Source organism: Pelomonas sp. Root1217, assembly GCF_001425705.1.
Taxonomy (GTDB): Bacteria; Pseudomonadota; Gammaproteobacteria; order Burkholderiales; family Burkholderiaceae_C; genus Pelomonas.
This window is the reverse complement of record NZ_LMDC01000001.1, coordinates 89,617-107,781: the sequence shown is the minus strand read 5'-3', so window position 1 is coordinate 107,781 and position 18,165 is coordinate 89,617. Positions and strand designations below refer to the sequence as shown.

The 18,165-nt window shown below is 67.4% G+C and carries 20 protein-coding genes; 19 read left to right on the top strand and 1 reads right to left on the bottom strand.

The annotated features are described in order from the left end of the window. Position 1 precedes the first annotated feature (1 nt). The 5 genes from fliD (at position 2) to ASC95_RS00470 (ending at position 3,849) form a co-directional block, all read left to right on the top strand. Complete coding sequence (gene fliD, locus ASC95_RS00490; protein WP_057295852.1) at positions 2-1,402, top strand: flagellar filament capping protein FliD; 1,401 nt, start codon at positions 2-4, stop codon at positions 1,400-1,402. Positions 1,403-1,527: 125 nt separating this feature from the next. Beyond that, positions 1,528-1,965, top strand: a complete 438-nt coding sequence (gene fliS / locus ASC95_RS00485; RefSeq protein WP_057295851.1) for a flagellar export chaperone FliS — start codon at positions 1,528-1,530, stop codon at positions 1,963-1,965. 43 nt (positions 1,966-2,008) lie between these two features. Further along, positions 2,009-2,308, top strand: coding sequence for a flagellar protein FliT (locus ASC95_RS00480; RefSeq protein ID WP_057295850.1), 300 nt, complete (start codon positions 2,009-2,011; stop codon positions 2,306-2,308). A 162-nt stretch (positions 2,309-2,470) separates the two neighbouring features. Then, entirely contained in the window at positions 2,471-3,202 is a 732-nt protein-coding gene (locus tag ASC95_RS00475) for a flagellar brake protein (RefSeq protein WP_057295849.1), read from the top strand. 122 nt (positions 3,203-3,324) lie between these two features. Beyond that, positions 3,325-3,849, top strand: coding sequence for a Tfp pilus assembly protein FimT/FimU (locus ASC95_RS00470; RefSeq protein WP_057295848.1), 525 nt, complete (start codon positions 3,325-3,327; stop codon positions 3,847-3,849). A gap of 162 nt (positions 3,850-4,011) precedes the next feature. On the opposite strand, the gene fliE is transcribed toward ASC95_RS00470, so the two are convergent. Then, on the bottom strand, positions 4,012-4,338 hold the full coding sequence (gene fliE / locus ASC95_RS00465; protein ID WP_056199272.1) for a flagellar hook-basal body complex protein FliE: 327 nt from the start codon (positions 4,336-4,338) through the stop codon (positions 4,012-4,014). Between the two features lie 147 nt (positions 4,339-4,485). On the opposite strand from fliE, the gene fliF reads away from it, so the two are divergent. From fliF to ASC95_RS00395, 14 genes are all read left to right on the top strand, one after another. Beyond that, a complete protein-coding gene (gene fliF, locus ASC95_RS00460; RefSeq protein ID WP_057295847.1) occupies positions 4,486-6,189 on the top strand; it encodes a flagellar basal-body MS-ring/collar protein FliF in 1,704 nt (567 codons plus the stop codon). Positions 6,190-6,367: 178 nt separating this feature from the next. Next, a complete protein-coding gene (fliG, locus tag ASC95_RS00455; RefSeq protein ID WP_057295846.1) occupies positions 6,368-7,363 on the top strand; it encodes a flagellar motor switch protein FliG in 996 nt (331 codons plus the stop codon). Between the two features lie 9 nt (positions 7,364-7,372). Beyond that, positions 7,373-8,152: a FliH/SctL family protein gene (locus ASC95_RS00450; protein ID WP_057295845.1), complete on the top strand. Its 780-nt coding sequence runs from the start codon at positions 7,373-7,375 to the stop codon at positions 8,150-8,152. Further along, the gene (gene fliI / locus ASC95_RS00445) at positions 8,149-9,576 is read left to right on the top strand and encodes a flagellar protein export ATPase FliI (protein WP_057295844.1); all 1,428 of its coding nucleotides are present in this window, start codon (positions 8,149-8,151) and stop codon (positions 9,574-9,576) included. The genes ASC95_RS00450 and fliI overlap by 4 nt, the downstream gene beginning before the upstream one ends. A gap of 70 nt (positions 9,577-9,646) precedes the next feature. Beyond that, on the top strand, positions 9,647-10,102 hold the full coding sequence (gene fliJ / locus ASC95_RS00440; protein WP_057295843.1) for a flagellar export protein FliJ: 456 nt from the start codon (positions 9,647-9,649) through the stop codon (positions 10,100-10,102). A 16-nt stretch (positions 10,103-10,118) separates the two neighbouring features. Next, positions 10,119-11,441, top strand: a complete 1,323-nt coding sequence (locus ASC95_RS00435) for a flagellar hook-length control protein FliK (RefSeq protein ID WP_157255882.1) — start codon at positions 10,119-10,121, stop codon at positions 11,439-11,441. Positions 11,442-11,575: 134 nt separating this feature from the next. Continuing rightward, positions 11,576-12,175: a flagellar basal body-associated FliL family protein gene (locus ASC95_RS00430; RefSeq protein ID WP_057295841.1), complete on the top strand. Its 600-nt coding sequence runs from the start codon at positions 11,576-11,578 to the stop codon at positions 12,173-12,175. Positions 12,176-12,189: 14 nt separating this feature from the next. Further along, positions 12,190-13,194: a flagellar motor switch protein FliM gene (fliM, locus tag ASC95_RS00425; RefSeq protein WP_057295840.1), complete on the top strand. Its 1,005-nt coding sequence runs from the start codon at positions 12,190-12,192 to the stop codon at positions 13,192-13,194. Then, the gene (fliN, locus tag ASC95_RS00420; RefSeq protein ID WP_057295839.1) at positions 13,184-13,630 is read left to right on the top strand and encodes a flagellar motor switch protein FliN; all 447 of its coding nucleotides are present in this window, start codon (positions 13,184-13,186) and stop codon (positions 13,628-13,630) included. Before fliM ends, fliN begins: the two co-directional genes overlap by 11 nt. A gap of 94 nt (positions 13,631-13,724) precedes the next feature. Further along, complete coding sequence (locus ASC95_RS00415; RefSeq protein ID WP_057295838.1) at positions 13,725-14,048, top strand: flagellar biosynthetic protein FliO; 324 nt, start codon at positions 13,725-13,727, stop codon at positions 14,046-14,048. Next, positions 14,038-14,784 (top strand): flagellar type III secretion system pore protein FliP, encoded by a 747-nt coding sequence (gene fliP / locus ASC95_RS00410; protein WP_057295837.1) that lies wholly within the window; start codon positions 14,038-14,040, stop codon positions 14,782-14,784. Before ASC95_RS00415 ends, fliP begins: the two co-directional genes overlap by 11 nt. A gap of 2 nt (positions 14,785-14,786) precedes the next feature. Further along, a complete protein-coding gene (gene fliQ / locus ASC95_RS00405) occupies positions 14,787-15,056 on the top strand; it encodes a flagellar biosynthesis protein FliQ (RefSeq protein WP_056199307.1) in 270 nt (89 codons plus the stop codon). A 678-nt stretch (positions 15,057-15,734) separates the two neighbouring features. After that, positions 15,735-16,499, top strand: coding sequence for a flagellar biosynthetic protein FliR (gene fliR / locus ASC95_RS00400; protein ID WP_057295836.1), 765 nt, complete (start codon positions 15,735-15,737; stop codon positions 16,497-16,499). Between the two features lie 295 nt (positions 16,500-16,794). After that, positions 16,795-18,105 (top strand): TAXI family TRAP transporter solute-binding subunit, encoded by a 1,311-nt coding sequence (locus ASC95_RS00395; protein ID WP_057296990.1) that lies wholly within the window; start codon positions 16,795-16,797, stop codon positions 18,103-18,105. The last annotated feature ends 60 nt before the right edge of the window (positions 18,106-18,165 follow it).

Below are 18,165 nucleotides of genomic sequence, written 5' to 3'. Positions count from 1 at the left end.
TATGGCCACCATCTCATCGCTCGGTATCGGCAGTGGTCTTGATGTCGAGAGCCTGGTCAGCAAGCTGATGTCGATCGAGCAGCAGCCGATCAACAACATCAAGCAGGCTTCTGCCAAGCTTCAGACCAAGATCTCCGCCTACGGCCAGCTGCAGTCGGCCGTATCCAGCATGCAGACGGCCGCCCAGAAGCTGTCCGACGCCAACCTGTGGAACGCCTCCACGGTCAGCGTCTCCGACCCCACGGTCGCCACCGTCAGCGCCAGCAGCGCTGGCAGCCAGAACCACCTGCTCAAGGTCAGCCAGCTGGCCTCGGCACAATCGGTGGCCAGCCGCATCTTCACCAACGGCAGCAGCACGATCGGCGACGGCACGCTGACCATCGCCCTGGGCCGCTGGGCCGGCGACCCGCCGGTCTTCACGCCTGGCAGCGGCACGCCCGCCGCCATCACCGTCAACGCCACCGACACGCTGTCCAGCATCCGCGACAAGATCAACGCCGCCAATGTCGGTGTCAACGCCAGCCTGGTTAACGACGCGGCCGGCACGCGCCTGGTCATCCGGTCGCTGAGCACCGGCGAGAACCAGGCCTTCCAGATCACGAGCCCCGATGCCGCTCTGGCCGACCTGACCTATGACCCCGCCAACGGCGCCGGCATGACCCAGACCCAGGCCGCCAGCAATGCCCAGTACAACTGGGACGGGCTGGACCTGACCTCCGAAAGCAACACGCTGACCGGCATCACCGATGGCGTGAGCGTGACGCTGCTCAAGACGACGGCCAGCACCATCACTGTCGGTACCAGCAACGACACGACCAGCATCAAGAAGGCGATCACGGATTTCGCAGACTCCTACAACAAGCTGCTCAACCTGATGCGCGACCAGACCAAGTACGACGCCGGCACCAAGACCGCCGGCGTGCTGCAGGGCGACACCAAGGCGGTCTCGGTGCAGCAGATGCTGCGCGGCATCACCGGCGGCAGCACGACACTCGCCGGTGCCTTCGGCCGCCTGGCCGACATCGGGCTGGAACCGGGCCAGAACGGCGCGCTGACGATCAACGCGACCAAGCTCGACAAGGCGCTGACCAATCTCACCGACCTGAAGAAGCTGTTCGCGGCGCCCGACGCCGCCACGCCGCGCAACCAGGGCTTCGCGCTGCAGTGGAACAGCTTCGCCACCCAGATCCTGGGCACGGACGGCGCCATCACCAACGGCCAGAGCAGCCTGCAAAAGCGCATCGCCAGCAACGACAACACGATCAGCCACATGCAGGACTCGCTGACGCTGACGGAAAAGCGCCTGCGTGCCCAGTACAGCGCGCTGGACACCAAGATGAGCCAGCTCAGCGCGCTGTCGTCCTATGTCTCCAAGCAGTTCGGCAGCAACTCTTCGAGCTGAGCCCGTGAAAGATTTGCGAACAAGGCGCCTTAGGGCGCCTTTTTCACGCCGCCAGCGGGGGTCGGCCGCCTCAAGTTCCCCGGTCGGGCGCCGAAATTTGTAGGTATCCAGCCCAGAGAGCCCCCATGTACGGATCCTCCTCCCCGTTTGCTTCCCGAGCTCACCGCGCCGGCTCCGCCTACGGCAAGGTCGGCGTCGAGACCGATGTCCTCAGCGCCAGCCCGCACCGCCTTGTCGCCCTGCTGTTCGACGGCGTCATGGAAGGTATGAATCTGGCCCTGGCCGCGATCCAGGCTGGTAACACGCCGGTCAAGAACAACTCACTGTGCCGCTGCGTACGCATCCTGGACGAGGGCCTCAAGGCGGCCCTCAACCTCGAATCCACCCCGCTCGCCCACGACCTGCGTGACCTCTATGCCTATCTGTGCGTGCGGCTGACCCACGCCAACCTGCACAGCGACACCGCCGCGATCGAGGAATGCAAGCGCCTGCTGCAACCGGTGCGTGACGCCTGGCACGCCATTGCCGACAACCCGGCTGTGCGCGCGCCCAAGGCCGCCTGATTCCTCTTCGCCCCGCCCTGCCTACGCTTTTCCGGTACGAACCATGAATTCCCAACTGCTCAATTATTACGAGGCCATCGAACAAGCCAGCGCCGACATGCTGTCAGCTGCCCGCACCGGCAACTGGGATGAAGTCGTCAAGCTTGAAGGCGCCTGCGTGCTGCTGATCTCCCAGCTCAAGTCCGCCGCCAACCAGTCCCAGCTGGCCCCGAGCGAGTCGGCGTTGAAGACCCGCATCATGCAGCGCATCCTGCTCAATGACGCCGAGATCCGCCATCTGGCCGAACCCTGGCTGGAAGACCTGGATCATGTGATGAAGGGCAAGAGCCGGATGGTCCATTGACCCCTCGTCTGGTCTCGCCGCGCTGAACGCGGGCGTGCCCAGCCGGTCCCCCGGGGGGACGGCGATGCGTACGGCATTGAGCCGCACGCACATCGCCAGGCGGGCCGGCTTGGGAGCGGCCCGGCGCTCGGCCCGAAAAGGCAAGACGGCTACCATCCTGCAATGACCGCTCCTGAACCCACCTCCGAGGAACTGCGCGTCGCCTCTTCTGCCGAGATCGCGGCGTATCTGCAGCAGCTGCAGCGCGAGAATTCCGGCGTGCTGCTGAGTGGCCCCCAGGGCCAGAGCCTGTCCAGCCGCATCGTGGCGCTGGACATCGGCGCCGACCTCATCGGCCTGGAGATCGGTACCGATCCCGAAGGCATCAGCCAGGCCCTGGTGGCCGACGGCGAGATCACCGCCGTTGCCTACCTCGGCGCCATCAAGCTGCAATTCGAACTCGAGGGGCCCGTCCTCGTCAGCGGGGAACAAGGCACGGTGCTGCGCAGCGCGCTGCCGGCCCGCCTGTACCGCTTCCAGCGCCGTCAGTCCTTCCGCGTGCAACCGGCCGGCAGCGCCTATCCGCGCATCGTGCTGCCCGGCACCGAACAACCCGGCCGCGCACTGCGCGTGCTGGACCTCAGCATCGGCGGTCTCGCGCTGGCGCTGCCGCCCGATTTCAGCCCCCTGCCCGTGGGCGAGATCAGCGACGGCCTGGTGCTCGAGCTGGATCGCATCAGCGCCTTGCGCGTCACCCTGCTGCCCCACCATGTCAGCCCCATCGCCGGCGATGCAAGCGGCATGCAGCAGCTGGGATGCTCCTTCGTCGACCTCGATGCCAACGCAAGCCGCTCGCTGCAGGTCTATGTGGACCAGACGCAAAAGCGCCGTCGCCTGCTGAAGCTGGATCCATGAACGCGGCCGGCGGACGGGCTGAGCGCAGGGCCGCTCCCAAGCCAGCCCGCGTTCCCTCGGGGGCTGAGGCCGGACACAGCCGTTCCAGTGGAACGGCTGCGCCTGCCGAAGAGCTGCGGCAAATGCCTCAGCGCGGCCTGCAAGGCCGGTGCGCGTACTCGCGCGCCGAGGGGCAAGGTTTCACGCTTCTCGAGGTGGTCTTCGTGCTGGCCGTGCTGGGCATCATCCTGTCGGTGGCCGTGCCCAGCTACGCGAGTTATCTGGCCCGCCAGCGCCTGCGCCACGTGGCCGAGATGCTGGAGCAGGATCTGCGCCGCGCCCGCGGCCTCAGCGTGGACGAGGGCCGCAACATCTATGTCAGCTTCAGCAGTGGCGCGCAATGGTGCTGGGGCACCAGCCGCACCGCGCCCTGCGACTGCGCCACCGGCGCGCCGCGCTGCGAGCTCGGTGCCGTCAACTACCGCGACCACAAGAGCACGCTCCTGCAGTCCGGCCAGAGCGTCACTTTCCAGGCCGGCATGGGCCGGGCGCTGGAATGGACGCGCATCGGCATCTCCAACGACCGCAACCAGCAGCTGTATCTGGACTTGAACCCCCTGGGCCGGCCGGCGATCTGCGGAGCAGACGCACGAAAAGGCGCCTGCTAGAAGCCCCTCGCCCAGGCTTGCCGCGCTGCACGCGGGCAAGCCTGACCGGTCCCCCGAGGGGACGACGATACTTGCGGCGTCGAGCCGCAAGTACATCGCCTGCAGGCCGGCTCGGGGCGGCCCAGCGCTCGGCCCGCACGCTCCGCAACAAACCAGCGATCGCTAGATCTGCATGTTCATGATCTCGGAGTAGGCCGAGACCAGGCGGTTCCGGACCTGCAGCGTGGCCTGGAAGCCGATCTGCGCCTTCTGCATCGAGACCATGGTCTCTTCAAGGCTGACGGTCGGATTGTCCAGCTGCACCTCGCGCTGCAGGCGGGCGGCCTCGTTCTGCGAGGCGCTGACGTTCTTCAGCGCCTGCGTCATCGCATCGCCGAAGCTGGCGCCTGACGTGGCGGCCGGCTTGGGCGCAAGCGGCGTGCCATTGACCGCCAGGCCCGCTCGGGCGGCGGCCTGTGCAAAGTCGAAGGGGCGCAACTTCATGTCCATGGGCCAGGACTTTGGCAGCAAGTCACGCGCACTAAGGGCGGAGATGCGCGGGCTCAGTCGGCCACTTCGGCGCTTTCTTTAGGGGCCCGGCACGAATAATTTGCGCCATCGCCGGATTCCCCGGCCCTCGCTGTATTCGCCCACCCGATGGACAACGCCCTGAGCGCCTCTGCTGCTGCTGCCCCGGTGATGATCACCCCGATCAACGCCCAGCCCAACTTCGTGCAGCGCTTGAACGGCCTGCCGCTGCGCAGCAAGCTGACCATGGGCGCCGGCCTGGCCGCGCTGGCCGGCGCCGTGCTGGCCATCACGCTCTGGTCCAGCCAGGGCGACTACCGCCCGCTGTTCAGCGGCCTGGCCGACAAGGACGGTGGCGCCGTCATCGGCCAGCTGTCGGCCCTGCAGGTGCCCTACAAGCATGAGGCAGGCGGCACCATCCTCGTGCCCGCCGGCCAGGTCTACGAGCTGCGCATGAAGCTGGCGGCGATGGGCCTGCCGAAATCGGGTTCAGGCGGCACCGGCAATGCCGTCGGCTTCGAGCTGATGGACAAGTCCAGCATCGGCCAAACCCAGTTCAACGAACGCCTGAACTTCCAGCGTGGCCTGGAAGGCGAGCTGACTCGCACCATCACCGCCATGTCGGACGTGGCCGATGCCCGCGTGCACCTGGCCATCCCGCAGCAAAACGGTTTCTTCCGCGAGCAGCAAAAGCCCAGCGCCTCCGTCGTTCTGACTCTGCGCGGCGGCCGCACGCTGGACCGCAACCAGATCGCCGGCATCGTGCACCTCGTCTCCAGCGCCGTGCCGGAGTTGAATCCCAAGGCCGTCAGCGTGCTGGACCAGACCGGCGCCCTGATCTCCCAGACCGGCGCGGACGCCGCCACCGGGCTGGACAGCCAGCAACTGCTCTACAAGCAGCAGGTCGAAGCCGGCTTCAACAAGCGCATCTTCGAATTGCTGGAGCCGGTGGTCGGCCGTGACAACCTGCGCTCCTCGGTCACCGCCGACGTGGATTTCTCCCAGACCGAGGCGACCGCCGAGGAATACCGCCCCAACCAGGGGCCCAACACCCAAGCCTCGGTGCGCTCCAGCCAGAGCAACGAGAGCAACAACGCCAGCAATGCCACGCCCACCGGCGTGCCCGGTGCTGCCACCAACCAGCCGCCAGTGCCGGCCACCGCCCCCGTCAACGGCGCCAGTGCCCCGCTGCAGGCCGCTCAAGGAGCGGGAGCCGGCGGCAACAGCCGCCGCGAACAGGTCACCAACTACGAGCTCGACAAGACGGTGCGCGTCACGCGCGGCGCAGTCGGCAACGTCAAGCGCCTGAACGCGGCCATCGTCGTCAACCACCGCTCGGTGACCGATGCCAAGGGCAAGACGACGCAGCAGCCCGTACCGGCCGAGGAAATCACCCGCCTGACCGATCTCGTCAAGGAAGCCATGGGCTTCAGCGCCGAACGGGGCGACTCGGTCAAGGTCATCAGCGCCCCCTTCGTCGTCGACAAGACCGAACCGGCCGATGTGCCGATCTGGAAGCAGCCCTGGCTGCTGGACGTTGCCCGCAGCGCCATCGTGCCGCTGGCCTTCGTCGCCATCGCGCTGATCGCCGTGTTCGGCATGATCCGCCCCGCCATCAAGGCCGCCGCACCACAGCCGTCCGAGGACAAGGCCGAGACTGTGGATGAAGTCGTCGATGACGAGGAGCTGCTGCCTGGGGGCGCCGGCATGCCGCGCCTTGAAGCGCCGATTCATAACGAAAAACTCGAGCGTGCCCGCGCCCTGGCCCGCGACAATCCGGTCGCGGTCGCCAACATCATGCGCGACTGGATGGCCGGCGAAACCGCCGCATAAACATGAACCCCTCGCCCATCCCGACCGCGCTGAACGCGGGTCTGTCCGGTCGGTCCCCCGAGGGGACGGCGATGCTCGCGGCATTCAGCCGCAAGCACATCGCCATGGCGGGCCGGCTCGGGGGCGGCCCGGCGCTCGGCCCGGGAGGCACTACGTGTCGGGTGTTTGAGGTTTGATCATGGATGACAAGGGCATAGAGAACGCTGCAATCCTGTTGATGTCGCTGGGCGAAGAAGAAGCCAGCGAGGTCTTCAAGCATCTGTCGCCCAAGGAGGTGCAGGCGCTGGGTGAGCAGATCGCCAAGCTCAAGGTCATCAAGCGGGCCCAGGTCGAGACCGTGCTCGACAAGTTCGACGCCGTCGCCGAGACCCAGAGCACCCTGGTCACCGACACCGACGAATACGTGCGCGCCGTGCTGCGCAAGGCCCTCGGCGAGGACAAGGCCAACCTGCTGCTGGACCGCATCCTGCAGGGCAGCGACGTCTCCTCCATCGAAAGCCTGAAGTGGATGGACGCCGCCAGCGTGGCCGAACTGCTGCGCAACGAGCACCCGCAGATCATTGCCGCCATCCTGGCCCATCTGGACTTCGACCAGACCAGCTCGGTGCTGAAGATGTTCACCGAACGCGGCCGCAACGAGGTGCTGATCCGCATCGCCACGCTGGACGGCATCCAGCCGACGGCGCTGAAGGACCTCAACGAAGTGATGAGCCAGATCCTGGCCGGCGGCGAGCGCATGAAGAAGAGCTCGCTGGGCGGCGCCAAGACGGCCGCCGAGATCATCAACATGATGGGCTCCAGCGTCGAGGCCTCTGTGCTGGACTACATCCGCGAGGCCGATTCCGACCTGGCGCAGAAGATCATGGACAACATGTTCACCTTCGACGATCTGAACAAGATCGAAGACAAGGGCATCCAGTCCATGCTCAAGGAAGTGCAGAGCGAGAGCCTCATCGTCGCGCTCAAGGGCTCCAGTGCCGAGTTGCGAGAAAAGATCTTCCGCAACATGTCCACGCGCGCGGCAGAGACGCTGCGCGAGGACCTCGAGACCCGCGGGCCGGTGCGGCTGTCCGAGGTCGAGGCCGAGCAGAAGGAAATGCTCAAGATCGTGCGCCGCCTCGTCGACGAGGGCCAGATCGTGCTCGTTGGCGGCGGCGACGACCAATTCGTTTAAGGTCGCGACATGGCCACCGGTCGCCAACCCCCGCGGCAAGTGCCGCCACCCGATCGCCGCGAAACCGACCGGCGCGGCAGCTATGCCCGCTTCATCCCGGGCGAGGAGCTGCAAGGCGCCAAGGCCTGGAACCTCGACAACCTGGGCAACGCCGCGCCCTCGCCCTTCGCGCCGATGCGCCCGGGCAACCCGCCGGCCACGTCCCCCGCCGCTGCGCCGGTGGAACCGCCCCCGCCGCCCGAGCCCAGCCCGCACGAGCTGTTGCATGCCGCCCGCCAAAGCGGCTACCAGGACGGCTACCGCGATGGCATGGCTGCGCTGGACGCCTTCAAGCAGAGCTTTGCCCAGCAGATGAGCAAGCAGCTCGGCACGTTGGTGACCGGCTTTGACACTGAGATGCGCGCGCTGGAAGACGAGATGGCCCAGTCCATCGCCCGCATCGCCGTCGAGCTGGCCCGCCAGGTCGTGCGCAGCGAGCTTGAGCAACGCCCCGAGCTGATCGCCCGGGTGGCCCACGATGCCGTCGAGGCCCTGCAGTTGTCGGCGCGCCACGTGCGCCTGCGCGTGCATCCGGACGACTACCCGCTCGTGCGCGATGGCGCCGGTGAAGAACTGCAGGCTCGCGAGGCGCAGCTCATCCCCGATCCCGAGGTGCCGCGCGGCGGCGTCAAGGTGGATGCCGACATCGCCAGCGTCGACGCGACGATTGCCACGCGCTGGCAGCACGCCGTCTCGGCCATCGGCCAGCAGTCGATCTGGGAAGACCGCCGCCAGGACGAGGAAGAATGACCTCCGCCCGCACGGACCGCTGGCAGCGCTACTTGGCCGACCTCGAAACGCTGGCCGCCAACACCGCGCCGCTGGAATCCCACGGCAAGCTCGTGCGCGTGGCCGGCCTGGTGCTGGAAGCCACCGGCATCAAGGTGCCGATGGGCTCGGTCTGCCGCATCCAGATGCCCAGCAGCGGCAACAACCCGCGCCGCGGCTCTGCGCCGGTGAATGCCGAGGTCGTCGGCTTCTCGGGCGACCGCGCCTACCTGATGCCGACCGACGAGGTCCAGGGTCTGTCCAGCGGCGCCACCGTCGTACCGCGCCACCTGCCACCGCTCGCTCCCCAGCTGGGTCAGCCGCTGCACCCCTGGCGGCGCGGCGAGGACCGCGGCCTGCACCTGCCCATGGGCGACGGCCTCCTCGGCCGGGTCGTCGACCCCCACGGCCACCCGCTGGACCGCGGCGGCGAGCTGGCCGACATCCACAACGAACCCATGGTGCGGCGCCCCATCAACGCGATGGACCGCGACCCGGTGCGCATCCCGCTGGACACCGGCGTGCGCGCCATCAACGCGCTGCTGACCGTCGGCCGGGGCCAGCGCCTCGGGCTGTTCGCCGGCACTGGCGTCGGCAAGTCGGTGCTGCTGGGCATGATGGCCCGCTACACCCAGGCCGATGTCATCGTCGTCGGCCTGATCGGCGAGCGCGGTCGCGAAGTCAAGGAATTCATCGAGGACATCCTCGGCATTGAGGGTCGCCAGCGCAGTGTCGTCGTCGCCGCACCCGCCGATTCGCCGCCGCTGATGCGCATGCAGGGCGCGCACTACGCCACGGCGATCGCGGAACATTTCCGCGATCAGGGCCGCCATGTGCTGTTGCTGATGGATTCGCTGACCCGCTACGCGATGGCCCAGCGCGAGATTGCGCTGGCCATCGGCGAGCCGCCCGCCACCAAGGGCTATCCGCCGAGCTGCTTCGCCAAGCTGCCGCAGCTGGTGGAGCGCAGTGGCAACGGCCTGCCGGGCGAGGGCTCGATCACGGCCTTCTACACGGTGCTGACCGAGGGCGACGATCCGCAGGACCCGATCGCCGACGCGGCGCGCGGCATCCTGGACGGCCACATCGTGTTGTCGCGCGACCTGGCTGAGGCCGGCCACTACCCGGCTATCGACATCGAGCGCTCCATTTCCCGGGTGATGACCAGTGTTGCACCCCAAAACCAGGTCGATTCCGCGCGTCGATTCCGCCAGCTTCTGGCGAAATACAACAAGGCCCGCGACCTCATCCAGCTCGGCGCCTACGCCCCGGGCGCGGACCCTGAGCTGGACCTGGCCGTACGCCTGCATGCCGACATGACGCGGCTGCTGCAGCAGGACATGCACAGCCCGGCACTTCTTCACGCCAGCGTCAGCCAATTGCAGGCCGTGGTCCAAGGCGCCTAAACCTCCGGGTCTGGCCGCCGATACCTCTTTAGCATCAGGCCACCGGCCGGGTGCTGTGCTGGAGTTTTGAATGAGTGCACCCGCCAAAGACACACTGGGCCTGCTGCTGGAACGCGCCGAGAACGAGCGCGACGCCGCCGCCCAGGCCCTGCATGCCGCCAGCACCCAGGCGCAGGCCGCCCGTGCCCAGCATGGTGAGCTGGCCGGCTACCGCCAGGATTACCAGCAGCGCTGGACGCAGACCTTCTCTCAGGCCGCAACCATGGACATCGTCGGCTGCTACCAGAGCTTTGGCCGCCGCATCGACCAGGCCGTGGACACGCAGGGCCATGTTGCCAGCCACGCCGATCAGCGCCAGGTGCGCGCCCGCGAGGCCCTCGGCCAGGCCGAGATGCGCGTCGCCGCCCTGCGCCAGCTGATCGCCCGCCGCCAGGCCGAAGCCGCCAAGGCCGCCCAGCGCAGCGAACAGCGCGCCACCGACGAGTTTGCCGCGCGCGCCCACCTGCGCCGCATGGCACACGCCTGAGGAGGAGGTCGCCGTCATGCTCGCCTCCTCGCAGACCATCGCTCCCAAGCCGGCCGGCCTGCCGGCCTCCGCGCAACCTTCTCAGCCCGCCCAATCCGCACTGCCCGGCAGCGGTTCGGCCGGCGGACCGAGCTTTGCGCAATTCCTGAACGACCAGCCCGGGTTGCCGACGCCGCCGCCCCACGCCGACCCGGTGCCGCGCGAACCAGAGTCGGCGACCCACGAGCCCGCGCCGACTGTCGCCGCAGCCACGACGCGCCGCGCTGCTGCGCCTGCACCCGCCAAACCGGCGCAGGCCCGCACGCCTGACGCTGCAGCCTCGGCCAAACCCGAGCAGGAAGCCGTCAGCGGCGAGGCAGGCGACGACAGCACCGTCGCCACGGCCGACGGCGACGGCGCGCAAGGCCCAGAAACTTCGGGCCTGGACGAGTTCACCCAGCTCATCGGTCTGACGCAGCAAGCCCTGCCCGCTCAGGCCGCTCAGGCCGTCGCGGCCGCTCTGCCGGGCAGCGAGGCCGCGGCAGACGACACGCCTGGCGGCAAGCACGTCGCCCGCGGACGCATCAACCACCTGGCCGACGACGACAGTCCATCAGCGGCCCGCGCCAGTACCGGCGCCGACGCCGCTTCGGTCGGAGCCTTCGAGCGCCGCCCCGCGGATGCCGCCTCGCAGGACGTCGCGCCTCGCGCCAAGGGCTTGGAACAAGCCATTGCCGCCGACAAGGTGGCGGCACGCGCGGCCACCCTCAGTGACGCCCTGCAAGCCGCCTCCCCCGGCGATACCAGCACGGCTCACGCGGCCACCTCGCCTGACGCCCTCCCCACCAGCTTCGCCGCGATGCTCGCCCAGGCCATGCCGGCCATGGCGGCCGCAGCCCCGGTCAGCGCCAGGGGTCAGGTGCAGGCCGCCGTTCACAGCAATGCCTTCGCGCCCGAGCTTGGCGCGCGGGTCAGCCTGTTGGCGGTGGACGGCGTGCAGCAGGCCGAACTGCAGCTCAACCCGGCCGACATGGGCCCGGTGGCCGTGCAGATCGTCATCGACGGCTCCCAGGCCCAGGTCTCCTTCCATGCCGCACAGGCCGAAACCCGCCAGGCGCTGGAGCAGAGCCTGCCTGACCTGGCGGCCGCGCTGCAGAGCCAGGGCCTGACCTTGTCGGGAGGGGGCGTCTTCCAGCAGGCCCAGAAGGACCCGAAGGATTCGGAGGGCGGCGATGCCGACGCCGGCAACAGCGGTGACGGCCGCAGTTCGCGAACAACGACGGGCGGCGGGCGCATCGCCGCCGGCACCGCGGCAGCGCCCGCCCGGCGCGCCGTCGGCCTGCTCGACACATTTGCCTGAAGCTGAAGCGGAAATAGGCACACCTCGCTCCAGCTAATCAGCGCTTGCCCGGCGGGCCCGGGGTCAATAATCGAGCGCATGTGCCCACGGCCTGCAGTGGCTGGCCTGGGCGATGGACGTCTCAAGGAGTGCTCATGGCGACTGCGCCGGCTGCTGCGGAAACTGCCGTACCCAAGAGGGCAGGCAGCAAGAAGCTCATCATCATCCTCGCCGCCGTGCTGGTGCTGGTGCTGGTGGGCGGCGGCGCGGCCGTCATGCTGCTCAAGAAGAAGCCCGTGGCCGAGGACGGTGAAGACGGCGCCGAAGCCGCCACCGAGAGCCCGGCCAAGCCCAAGGCCCACGCCAAGAGCGACCATCCGCCCACCTTCGTGCCGCTGGACCCCTTCACGGTCAACTTGGCCGACAAGGACGTGGACCGCTTCGCCCAGATCGGCGTCACGCTGCAGGTCGACGACCCGAAGTTCGCCGACCAGATCAAGGCCTACATGCCCGCCATCCGCAGCAATGTGCTGATGGTGCTGGCGCACAAGACCGCCGCCGAGCTCCTGACCCGCGAGGGCAAGGAAAAGCTCGCCAAGGACATCATGCGCGAGTCGGTGCGCCCCATGGGCATCGAGCTCGACGAGGAAGACGAGCCCGGGTCCGCCGACGCGCCCAAGAAGAAAAAGAAGAAAAAGGCCCATGTCGAAAGCCCCGTGACGCAAGTCCTGTTCTCCAACTTCATCGTCCAGTAAGCCCTGGTTCGACCATGAATCAGCAGATCCTTTCCCAAGACGAAGTCGATGCACTGCTCCAGGGCATCACCGGCGAGAGCCAGAAGCTCGAGCAGGAAGAGGAGCAGGTTGGCGGCATACGCGAGTACAACCTCGCCAGCCAGGAACGCATCGTTCGTGGGCGCATGCCCACGATGGAAATCATCAACGAGCGGTTCGCGCGCAACATCCGCGTCGGTCTGTTCAACTTCATCCGCAAGAGCCCGGAAGTCGCCATCGGCGGCATCAAGGTGCAGAAGTACAGCGCCTTCCTGCGCGAGATCGTCGTCCCGACCAACTTCAACATCGTGTCGGTGAAGCCGTTGCGTGGCAGCGGGCTGATCGTCTGCGACCCGACACTGGTGTTCGCGGTCATCGATTCCCTGTTCGGCGGCATCGGCAAGTTCCACGCCCGCATCGAGGGCCGCGACTTCTCGCCCACCGAGCAGCGCGTCATCACCCGCATCGTCGAGGTCATCCTTGCCGAGTACCACAAGGCCTGGAAGGGCATCTATCCGCTTGAGCTGGAATACCAGCGCTCGGAGATGCAGCCCCAGTTCGCCACCATCGCCACCCCCAGCGAGATTGTCGTGTCGACATCCTTCACGCTGGAAATCGGCGAGACCAGCGGCACCATCTATTTCTGCATCCCCTACTCGACGCTGGAACCCATCCGCGACGTGCTGTATTCGACGACGGTCGGCGACTCCTCCGAGCCGGACCGGCGCTGGATCAATCTGCTCAAGACCCAGATCCAATCGGCCGAAGTTGAACTGGTGGCCGAACTGGGCACGGCGCCGGCCACGGTGGAGCAACTGCTGGCGTTCAAGCCGGGTGATTTCATCGAACTGGACCTGGACCCCATGATCCAGACCAAGGTGGACGGCGTGCCCGTCTTCGACTGCCACTACGGCACGTCCAACGGGCGCTACGCCCTCAAGATCGACAAGATGCTGACCGGCCCTCAAGAGAGCTGGTTGGGAGCCAAACATGAGCCCTGATTCACCCAGCCAAGAAGAACAAGACGCGATGGCGGCCGAATGGGCCGCAGCGCTGGCCGAGGCCGCGCCCGCGCCTTCCGTCGCCACCGAGGTCGTTACCGAGGTGCCGGAGCAGGTGTCCACGCCCAGCTTCGCCAACTTCACGCCGACCAGCGGCGCGGGGCCGGGCAACGACATCAACATGATCCTGGACATCCCCGTCCAGCTGACTGTGGAGTTGGGCCGCACCCGCATCCCGATCAAGAACATCCTGCAACTGGCCCAGGGCTCGGTCGTGGAGCTGGACGCACTGGCCGGCGAGCCGATGGACGTGCTGGTCAACGGCTACCTGATCGCCCAGGGCGAGGTGGTGGTCGTGAACGACAAGTTCGGCATCCGGCTGACGGACATCGTCACGCCTTCGGAGCGCATGCGCCGCCTGTCCAAGGCCGCTTGAGACCACGCCCGAGGCATGGTCTTCGGACAACCAAGGGTTTGCCGGGCCATTTAGGGGGTTCGGCAACTCAAGTCCGTCCGCAGAATGCCGAGGCATGAATGCTTCCGGCCTGCTCCCCTTTCTCTGGTTCCTCGGCATCGTCGCGCTGATCCCGGTCGCGCTGTGGCTGCTCAAGCGCACGCCGCTGGGTGGTGCGGCGGCCATCGGCGTGCTGCGTGTCGTGGCGCAACTGCCCACGGCGCCGAACCAGCGCATCCTCGTCGTCGAGGTCGGCCAGGGCGATGACCGCCGCTGGCTGGTGCTGGGCGCCACCGCCCAGAACATCACCACGCTGCATGTGATGCCGCCCCAGGCCGAACCGGTCCCGCCCGCCAGCTTCGCCAAGCTGCTGAGCAAGGAGCGCGGTGATGCGGTTTAAGCCCCTGCTGACGGCCGGCCTGCTGCTCGCGGCCGGTGCCGCCTATGCACAGAACCAGCCGCCACCCGCCTCGGTGCCGCTGCTGATCGGCCAAGGCGCCGGCGGCAGTTACTCGGTGCCGATCCAGACGCTGCTGTTCTTCACGGCCCTGGGCTTCCTGCCGGCGGTCATCCTGATGATGACGGCGTTCACGCGCATTGCCATCGTGCTGAGCCTGATGCGCCAGGCGCTGGGCACGCAGGCCGCACCGCCCAACCAGGTCATCGTAGGCTTGAGCCTGTTCCTGACCTTCTTCGTCATGAGCCCGACGCTGGACAAGGTCTATGCCGAGGCCTGGCAGCCCTACAGCGCCGGCACCATCCAGTTCGACGAGGCCCTGAAGCGCGCCGAGGTGCCGATGCGCGGCTTCATGCTGAAGCAGACGCGCCAGGCCGACGTGGCCCTGTTCTCGCGCCTGGCCAAGCTGGACGCCAGCGTCAAGGCCGAGGACGTGCCCTTCAAGGTGCTGGTACCGGCCTTCGTGACCAGCGAGCTGAAAAGCGCCTTCCAGATCGCCTTCCTGATCTTCATCCCCTTCCTCGTCATCGACATGATCGTGGCGAGCGTGCTGATGAGCCTGGGCATGATGATGCTGTCGCCCGTGCTCGTCGCCCTGCCCTTCAAGCTGATGCTGTTCGTCTTGGCGGACGGCTGGAATTTGCTTCTCGGTTCTCTTGCCGCTTCGTTTGTGACCTGATCATGGATGCTCAACAAGTCTTCACCTTCGGCCAGCAAGGCCTGTACATGATGATGCTGGTGGCCGCGCCGGTGCTGATCGTCGTGCTGCTCGTCGGCGTCGTCGTCAGCGTGATCCAGGCGGCTACGCAGATCAACGAGGCGACGTTGTCCTTCGTGCCCAAAGTCATCGCCACGGTGCTGACACTTGCTGTGGCTGGGCCGTGGATGATGACGACTCTGGTGGAGTACATCCAGCGCACGCTAATGACAATTCCTAACGTGGTGGGATAGCTGACGCCATGAGCTGGTGCCCATCCGCTGCTTTAGGCTCGCGCCACGGTGCCGGGAGTCCCGCCCGGCGGCGGGGTAACTTTCTTCTGCGGGGCCAGAAGAAAGTCACCAAAGAAGAGGCCCTGAACCGCACACCAGCACCACATGCACGAGCTGCGCCGTGCAACAGCCGCTCGGTGAATGGGCAGACGCGACCCGCTGCGCTCTCGCTGCTGTCCTTATCAATTGCACCATCCATCGCACCACCTGCCCGCTTAACGCGCGGCTGCACGCCGGGCTCACCAGAACAGCCAATGCAGCGTCGCTCGGGCGACGCGATCGCTGCGCAGCATCCACCGAGGCGTCGCCCCAGCGACGTGGTATTGCCTGATGAGCCCGGCGTGCAGCCGGCGTTAACCGGCATGAAGCGGCGATGCGTGGCGGTCGTCAAAAAGACAGCAGCGAGAGCGCAGCGGGTCGCGTCTGCCCGGAATCGCAGTGGACGTTTTCGCGCGCCGCTCGTGGCGGCGCCCCGGTCGTGTGCGGTTCGGCGCCTCTTCTTTGGTGACTTTCTTCTGGCGCCGCAGAAGAAAGTTACCCGGCCGCCGGGACGGACTCCCGGCAACGTGGCGCCCACCCAAAGCACCGAAAATCGCACGCCCCCTGGCGACAAGCCCTGAACGGAGCAACAAACACCAAATGTTCTCCGTCACCGAACCCCAACTCCTCGCCTGGCTGAACCCACTCCTGTGGCCCTTCATCCGCACGCTGGCCCTGTTCGCCGGCATGCCCACCTTCAGCCAGCGCAATGTGCCGCTGCGCCTGCGCGTCGGCCTGGCCCTGTTCATCTCGGTCGCCGCGCAAGCCTCGCTGCCGGTGATGCCGGTCACGCCGCTGGACTCCCTGCCCGCGCTGACGCTGCTGGTGGCTCAGCAGCTGCTGATCGGCCTGTCGATGGGCTTCGCGGTGCGCATCGTCTTCGCGGCGCTGGAGTTCGCCGGCGATATCATCGGCCTGCAGATGGGCCTGAACTTCGCCGGCTTCTTCGACCCCAGCACCGGCGCCCAGGGCACGGCCAGCGCACGCTTCTTCGGCAGCATGGTGGCCTTTCTGTTCATCGCCATCAACGGCCATCTGCTGCTGATCAACGCATTGATCCAGAGCTTCCACGCCTTCCCGGTGGGGGGCGAGCCCTTCGCCTTCTTGCGCGTGGCCACGCCCCAGCAATGGGGCGCCGAGATCTTCAGCATCGGCCTGTGGATCGCGCTGCCGCTGATCACGATGCTGATGTTCGTCAACCTCGTACTCGGCGTGATTTCGCGCGTCGCACCGCAGATCGGCGTGTTTTCGGTCGGTTTCCCGCTGACCGTCAGCATTGGCCTGATCGGCATGGTCGCGACGCTGCCCTTGATGCAGACGCCCTTCACGGTGGCATTGGAGAGATTGCTGGCGGCGTTCAGCTAGTTGGGAAGGCTGCAACGGCAGAAGTTGGCTCTGCAGGGCAGAACAGTCCGGCCAGCGCGCCTCCCATACGATCGGCCAGTCCTCCATCGGCAAAGGCCCAGCCCGTGCGACGCCTCGGCATCACGATCATCCTCACCCTTACAGCCACCACTCAAGCGGGCGCGCGGGAATGCGAGCGACTCTGCAACAAGCAGGCCAAGTCGCTGCCGACTCAGGACGGCAAGCCGTGACCCCGATTCAGCAATGGCAAGCCACCCGCAGCCTGCACCTGCTGTTGCAGACGCTGCGCGACCTGATGGTCTCGATGGGGCCGCTGCTGCTGCTCGGCGGAGGCCTGCTGGTAGCGGCCTACTGGTGGCTGGATCCGCAGCCGCCGCGCCAGGTGAGGCTGGCCACCGGCCCGGCCGGAAGTGCCTACGCCGGCTTCGGCGAGGGCTATGCGAAAGCGCTGGCGCGCGAGCGCATCCAGGTGGAGCTGATCGCCAGCGAAGGCGCGCAGGACGATCTGGCCTCTCTGCGCGCGGGCACGGCCGATGTGGGCTTCGTACGTGGCGGCATGGCGGATCCGGTGGCCGATACCGAGGCCGGCATCGTCTCGCTGGGCAGTCTGTTCTACGAGCCGATCTGGATCTTCTACCGCCGCGATCTCGGCATCGCGCGCCGCCAGCGCGACGGTGAACTGCAGCGCCTGGACCAGCTGCGCGGCTTGCGGGTCAATGTGGATCAGGACGGCAGCGGTGTACCGCAGATTGTCGAGAAGCTGCTAGCGCTGAACCGCCTGAAGCCGACCGATTTGCGGCTGTCCAATCTGGCGCCCGACGCCGCGGGTGAAGCGCTGCGCCAGGGCCGGCTGGACGCCGCGGTGCTGATCTCGGCGCCGCAGTCCGGCCTGATCCGCGCGCTGCTGCGCGACCCGGCCATCGCGCTGATGGCCTTCGAGCAGAACGAGGCCTATTCGCGCCATCTGCCCTTTCTGTCCACAGTGACGCTGCCGCGCGGTGTGGTGGACCTGGCGGCCGATTTGCCATCGCACGACGTACCGCTGCTCGCCACCACCACCGCACTGCTGGCGCGCGAGCAGACGCACCCTGCGCTGCGCCAGCTGTTCGCGCAGGCGGCCCTGAGCCAGCACAGTGAGGCGGGCTGGTTCAATGGCGCTCGCGACTTTCCCAACACCCGCACCAGCGAGCTGCCCGTCAGCGCCGAGGGCGACCGCGCGATCAACGGCACGCCACCGGCCTGGGCGCGCTACCTGCCCTTCTGGGCCGGCAATCTGCTGGAACGCATGTGGCTGGTGATCGGCGGCCTGCTGGTGCTGATGCTGCCGCTGTCGCGCGTGGTGCCGCCGCTCTACACCTTCCGTGTGCGCTCGCGCGTGTTCCGCTGGTATGCACGGCTGCGCGAGGTGGAAGCCAAGCTTGAAACCGGCGCAGGCGAGCGCGACGCTTTGCTCGACGAGCTCGATGAGCTGGACCGCGTCACACACCGCATTGCGGTGCCGCTGTCCTATGCCGAAGAGCTTTACGCGCTGCGCAACAACATCTATGCGGTGCGCAAGCGCCTGATGGCGCAGAGGTCCCGGCCAACGGACGGACCGACCGACTGATCAACAAGCGGCGCGGCGGCGTTCTGCCGGTCCGTTCCGCCGTCGCGCCCCATCCCCAGA

Coding starts and splice junctions, on each gene's coding strand:
- fliD (WP_057295852.1), top strand. CDS start 2: ATGGCCACCATCTCATCGCTCGGTATCGGCAGTGGTCTTGATGTCGAG.
- fliS (WP_057295851.1), top strand. CDS start 1,528: ATGTACGGATCCTCCTCCCCGTTTGCTTCCCGAGCTCACCGCGCCGGC.
- ASC95_RS00480 (WP_057295850.1), top strand. CDS start 2,009: ATGAATTCCCAACTGCTCAATTATTACGAGGCCATCGAACAAGCCAGC.
- ASC95_RS00475 (WP_057295849.1), top strand. CDS start 2,471: ATGACCGCTCCTGAACCCACCTCCGAGGAACTGCGCGTCGCCTCTTCT.
- ASC95_RS00470 (WP_057295848.1), top strand. CDS start 3,325: ATGCCTCAGCGCGGCCTGCAAGGCCGGTGCGCGTACTCGCGCGCCGAG.
- fliE (WP_056199272.1), bottom strand. CDS start 4,338: ATGGACATGAAGTTGCGCCCCTTCGACTTTGCACAGGCCGCCGCCCGA.
- fliF (WP_057295847.1), top strand. CDS start 4,486: ATGGACAACGCCCTGAGCGCCTCTGCTGCTGCTGCCCCGGTGATGATC.
- fliG (WP_057295846.1), top strand. CDS start 6,368: ATGGATGACAAGGGCATAGAGAACGCTGCAATCCTGTTGATGTCGCTG.
- ASC95_RS00450 (WP_057295845.1), top strand. CDS start 7,373: ATGGCCACCGGTCGCCAACCCCCGCGGCAAGTGCCGCCACCCGATCGC.
- fliI (WP_057295844.1), top strand. CDS start 8,149: ATGACCTCCGCCCGCACGGACCGCTGGCAGCGCTACTTGGCCGACCTC.
- fliJ (WP_057295843.1), top strand. CDS start 9,647: ATGAGTGCACCCGCCAAAGACACACTGGGCCTGCTGCTGGAACGCGCC.
- ASC95_RS00435 (WP_157255882.1), top strand. CDS start 10,119: ATGCTCGCCTCCTCGCAGACCATCGCTCCCAAGCCGGCCGGCCTGCCG.
- ASC95_RS00430 (WP_057295841.1), top strand. CDS start 11,576: ATGGCGACTGCGCCGGCTGCTGCGGAAACTGCCGTACCCAAGAGGGCA.
- fliM (WP_057295840.1), top strand. CDS start 12,190: ATGAATCAGCAGATCCTTTCCCAAGACGAAGTCGATGCACTGCTCCAG.
- fliN (WP_057295839.1), top strand. CDS start 13,184: ATGAGCCCTGATTCACCCAGCCAAGAAGAACAAGACGCGATGGCGGCC.
- ASC95_RS00415 (WP_057295838.1), top strand. CDS start 13,725: ATGAATGCTTCCGGCCTGCTCCCCTTTCTCTGGTTCCTCGGCATCGTC.
- fliP (WP_057295837.1), top strand. CDS start 14,038: ATGCGGTTTAAGCCCCTGCTGACGGCCGGCCTGCTGCTCGCGGCCGGT.
- fliQ (WP_056199307.1), top strand. CDS start 14,787: ATGGATGCTCAACAAGTCTTCACCTTCGGCCAGCAAGGCCTGTACATG.
- fliR (WP_057295836.1), top strand. CDS start 15,735: ATGTTCTCCGTCACCGAACCCCAACTCCTCGCCTGGCTGAACCCACTC.
- ASC95_RS00395 (WP_057296990.1), top strand. CDS start 16,795: ATGGTCTCGATGGGGCCGCTGCTGCTGCTCGGCGGAGGCCTGCTGGTA.